Source organism: Leucobacter celer subsp. astrifaciens, from assembly GCF_001273835.1.
Classification (GTDB): Bacteria; Actinomycetota; Actinomycetes; order Actinomycetales; family Microbacteriaceae; genus Leucobacter; species Leucobacter celer.
On record NZ_JHEI01000149.1, the window covers coordinates 1 to 5,203 of the forward strand.

The 5,203-nt window shown below is 66.4% G+C and carries 2 protein-coding genes; both read right to left on the reverse strand.

Features of this window, described 5'->3' with window-relative positions; genetic code table 11:
- Positions 1-4,291, reverse strand: a 4,291-nt coding sequence (locus AMS65_RS16685; protein WP_193787039.1) for an S-layer homology domain-containing protein, incomplete at its 3' end; no start/stop codon positions are given.
- Between the two features lie 199 nt (positions 4,292-4,490).
- Entirely contained in the window at positions 4,491-5,117 is a 627-nt protein-coding gene (locus tag AMS65_RS16690) for a hypothetical protein (RefSeq protein WP_053385309.1), read from the reverse strand.
- Between the last annotated feature and the right edge of the window lie 86 nt (positions 5,118-5,203).

Consider the following 5,203-nt stretch of genomic DNA (forward strand, 5'->3'; position numbering starts at 1 on the left):
AGTTTTCGAGGCGGTAGATGAACGCGGCCATCGCCTCGCGCGTCACCGAACTCTTCGGCTGGAACGCGGGCTTGCCCGACGACTGCTTCACACCCGTCGTGATCCCCGCATCCTTCATCCAATGGATCTCCTTGTAGAACTTGTCGCCCTTCTTGAGATCCTGGAACGCCGACACACTCGGAGCCGCATACTTCGGGCTCTCCTCGTACCGGTACATGAACGCCGCCATCGCCTCACGCGAGATCTTGTCCTTCGGCAAGAACTTCGGCTTCCCCGACGACTGCTTCACACCCGTCGTGATCCCCTGCTCCGCAAGCCAGGTGATCTCCTTGTAGAACTTGTCCGACGGCTTCAGATCCGCGAACGGCGACACCTTCGGAGCCGAGAACTTCGGACTCCCCTCCAGCCGGTAGAGGAACGCGGCCATCGCCTCACGCGACACCCCCGCCTTCGAGTCGTACTTCACCGAACCATCCGACTGCTTCACACCCGTCGTCAGACCGTTCTGGAACATCCAATCGATCTCCGTGTAGAACTTGTCACCCTTCTTCACATCCGTGAACGGCAACGGCTTCACCGGCGTCGTCGGCTTCTTCGACACCGTCAACGTCGCAGCATCCGACTCAGCAGACCCCGCACTGTTCGAGAACACCGCACGATACTGCGTACCCGACAGACCCGTCGTCACCTTCGCAAGATCCAACGTCGTCGACGTCGCACCCGCAACCGGAGCCCACGAACCCGAGCCCTTCTTCGACTCCCACTGCACCGACGGCACAGGCGAACCCGAAGCCGCAGCCGAGAAACTCACCGAAGCACCCTCAACCACAGACACACTCTCCGGCGACGACGACACCACCGGCGCCACATCAACCACCGGCGCAGCCACAACCGAGAACTCCGCGGTGGGGTTGCGACCGTGATCGCCGGCGGCCAGCGAGCCGGTGAGGATCCGGATGCTCTGGACGTCGCCGGCCTTCCAGGCCGTCTCCTCCGTGAGCGTCGAGTTCTCCGGGGTCGGGAACGGGATCGTGATCGACCAGTTGCCCTCATCATCGCTCTGCCACACGCCGTGCGCACGCACGTCGGAGTAGGTGCTGCCGGGAACCTGGTTCTCGATCGTGCGACCCTCGACGTTCACCGGTCCGGTGCCGCCCGTGGGCTGGTTGATGAAGATGGGACCGGCGGATCCGCCGGTGCCGTCCTGCTTGAACCAGCCGGTGCCGGAGATGGTGATGGGCTCGCCCACCACGACCTCCTTCGGGGTGACCAGCACACCGGCGTTATCGCCGGTCGTGTTCGACTTCACCTGAGTGTAGGTGAAGGCGGGATCCTGCCCCTCGGGGGCGTTGACCGTGATGACATCGGTCTTGCCGGCCGCGGCGAAGTTCGACACCCACACGTCGCGGGTGACCGGGTCGATGCCGAGGTTCACCGCGTTGCCGGAGGTCGGAACCTCGAGCAGCAGCTCGTGATCCTCGGTGTCGAAGACCGCGACCTTCTTGTCGCCCAGGTTCGCCGAGTACAGCAGACCGCGCTCGCCATCGATTTCGACCGAGTTGGTCGGGCCGGTGACGATCGTGTCGGTCGCCTCGCCGTAGGTCTCGCTCTCGGGATCGGCGTCGACCACGGTGATCGTGCCGTTGGGAGCCGCGTACGCCGAGACGTAGACGCGCTTGAGCTCGGCGTTGTAGGTGGGACGCGCGTTCGCGCCCACCGACGCGTCGAGCGCCGTGATCGCATCGTCGTTCAGCGTCAGCGACTTCGGATCGCTCGTGTCGATCTCGTCGCCGTCGATGACGTAGAGCTTCTCGCCGACCATGGTACCCACATAGATGCGGTTGTTCTCCTCGTCGACAGTCACACCCACCGCACCATCGGCCTCGGGCACGGTCACCTGCGCGAGCACTGCATCCGCACCGCGCTTGGTGAGGTCGAGCACGGTGATGTAACCATCGGAGCCCGAGCCTCGCGAGTTGCCGAGGTTGGTGATGTACGCGCGGTGCTGCTGCTCGTCGATCGCGATGCGACGGATGCCGTTGAAGATCGGCGTACCATCTTCGAACTCGAACACCCGGTCTGCGTCGGTCGGTGCACCCTGCGAAGCGGTGTAGATCACCACGTTTCCGCCGTAGCCCGCGGCTGCGTCGCGTGCACGCGCCGTCGTCGTCACGATCGTGCCTCCGTCGAGCTTGCCGTCGACCGCCACGCCGTACGGCGAGAACGTCGTGCGCATGCTCGACTGCGAGGTGCCGGTCACACCGGTCCAATCGAACGCCTCCGACTCCTTACCGCTGCCGTCATTGCGGCTGAGGTCCAGGAAGGAGTGGTTCGAGTCCAGCTCGCCACTCGCGGCGTCGAACTGCACGAGCTTGCCCGTACCGGGGCTGACCGTGATCGGACGCTCGTTGCGGCTGAGCCCGAGGAACGACTGCTCGTCGATCTTCGCGTGCGTCTCGCTGCTGAAGCGCGACACCTTGCCCGTGCCCTCGCTGACCGAGATGTCGCCCGTCTCGGCGTTGCGGGTCTCGCTGCGCCACTTCGCGTCCGTGATGTACACGGTGCGGTTGTCGTCGTCGAGCGCGAGCTGGTAACCGTTCTGCACACCCGTGTCGTAGGCGTTGTTCGACGTGATCTGCCAGCCGCCCGAGTCGACGGTCGGTTCAGCGACCACCTCAACCTCGCCCAGCACGGTGCGAACCAGGTCGTTGTCGGAGGCGCCGATGGCGCCGGTCAGCAGTCGGAAGCTGTGCGACTCGCCCGCGGACCAGGGGGTCGAGGTGATATCGGCGGAGGGGAAGTCGAACTCAGCGGTCCAGGTTCCATCGGCTTCCGCCTCGACGACCGCCCAGACCTCGTCGGGTGCATCGGGATAGTCCACGGGCGTCGTCCGCTCGGTGTCGCCCTCGTCCAGCTTCACACCGATCTTCGAGCCGGTGTTGTTCTCGTTCACCCAGCCGGTGCCGGAGACCTCCAGTGACTCCCCGGCCACCCACTCGGTCGAATGGGTGAACTGCGTGGGCACGCTATCGGAGTCGGGCACGTCGATGACGGCCGGAGCCGGCGCCGTCGTCTCGACCTCCTCGACCTTGAACACGTCGGTCTTGCCGGCCGCGGCGAAGTTGGAGACCCAGACCTCGCGCGTATCGGGGTCGATGCCGAGGTTGACGGCGTTGCCTGAGGTCGGCACCTCGAGCAACGGCTCGTGGTCCTCGGTGTCGAACACCGCGACCTTCTTGTCGCCCAGGTTCGCCGAGTACAGCAGGCCGCGTTCGCCGTCGATGGCCACGGAGTTCGTCGGGCCGGTGGTGATCGTATCGATCGCCTCGCCGTAGCTCGCGCTCGCGGGATCGGCGTCGACCACGGTGATCGTGCCGGCGGGAGCGGCGTACGCGGAGACGTAGACGCGCTTGAGCTCGGGGCTGTACGTGGGGCGCGCGTTCGCGCCGACGGACGCCGGCAGCTCGGTCACGGCGGCCGCGTTCAGATCGAGGTTCTTCGGGTCGCTGGCGTCGAGATCGGAGTAGTCGATCTTGTACAGCTTGTCGCCCACCATCGAGCCCGCGTACGCGATGCCGTTCGCCTCGTCGACCGTGATGCCCACGGCGCCCACGGCGCCCGGGATCTTCACCCGTGCGACCACGGCCTCGGCGCCGCGCTTCTCGAGGTCGAGCACCGCGATGAAGCCCTCGGGGCCACCAGCGCCACCGCGCGAGGTGCCGAGGTTCGTCACGAACGCGAGGTGCCTCTGCTCATCGACCTCCACGCGCCGCACGCCGGAGAAGATCGGTGACCCGTCCTCGAACTCGAACACGCGATCGGCGTCGGTCGGAGCACCCTGCGAGGCCGTGTAGATGACCACGCCACCGCCGTAGGCGTACTGGCCGCCCGAGGCAGTCGCGGCCGTCTGGCGCGCGGTGGTCGTGACCACGGTGCCGCCGTTCAGCTTGCCGTCGACCGCCACACCGTACGGCGAGAACGTCGTACGCATGCTCGACTGCGAGGTGCCGGTGACCTCGGTCCAGTCGAACGGATCCGACTCCTTCTTCGCGGCGGTCTTGGTCTCGGTGCGCCACTTCGCATCCGAGAAGTAGACCTGCCGGTTGTCGTCGTCGAATGCGAGCTGGTAGCCGTTGTTCACGCCGGTGTCGTACGTGGCGACGTCAGCGGTCCATCCCGAGTCTTCCGCAGCGAACGCGGAGGGGATCGGCCCGGCGATCAGAGCGAGGCAAGTGGCCGCGCCGAGCGCAGCCGCCCCTCTCGATCTCCAGGCGGATGTCGTGTCCTTCATTCTCTTCCTTTTCTGTTCGAGCCCGCGGCTCTGGGGTGTTGAACGCCCGCCGACCGCTCGGGACGCTCCGAAATTCGAATCTTCTCCACCAGCACACCTGCTGTGAATAAGTTAAACCTTAGTTACATCAGATGAACTGATTGCATAGTAATGGCTCAGGCGCTGGATGTCACGCCCGATCCGTCCGCGCAGCCGCCGCTCAGGCGTCCGGGCGCTCGGCGACAGCGGCGGCCGGAGCACCGGAATGCCCCGAGCGGCGACGGCTGAGCACCAGCACGACCACGACCGCGAGGACCGCTGCAGCACCGACGAGGACCCAGAGCAGCACCGGCCACGGGAACCCGCCCCCGGCCGACGAATCCGCCGTCGCCGGCGCGTGGGAATCCGAGGTCGAGAGTTCGGCGACGCCCCACCCCAGCAGGTCTCCGCCGCCGGCGAGCACCGCTACGACCACCTCGCCGGCGGGCATGAGCGAGAGGTCCACGTCGAACACGCCCGCGTCGAGTTCCTGCCAGCCCACGTCGACCGCTTCGGCATCACCGGCGTAGACGTACGCGTAGACCCGATCGGCATCGACGCGATCCGCATCGACCTCCACCGTGGCCCTGGCGCCTTCCTGCTGCACTTCCACACCTCCGGCGTTCTCCGTCGTGAGCGCGTTCCGTGCCGGAGCCTCGGGCGCCTCCGCCGCGAACGCCGGCGCGGAGAGCGCGACTGACACGAGCACCGCGCAGAGCATCGTCAGGGCCGCAGCGACAACGCGCGCTACGGCGGTGCTCGCCCTCAGCTCGAAGCGGCCGACGCGCTTGATTCCTTCCGGACTCATCCGAGTTCTGCATCCCTTCGTGGGCACGGCACCGGAGCGAACGCTCCGGTGCCCGAGCATGTTCTAGTTTTCGAGGCGGTAGATGA

Excerpts from the sequence above, each read along its gene's own strand:
- AMS65_RS16690 (WP_053385309.1), bottom strand. The coding sequence starts at position 5,117 with ATGAGTCCGGAAGGAATCAAGCGCGTCGGCCGCTTCGAGCTGAGGGCG.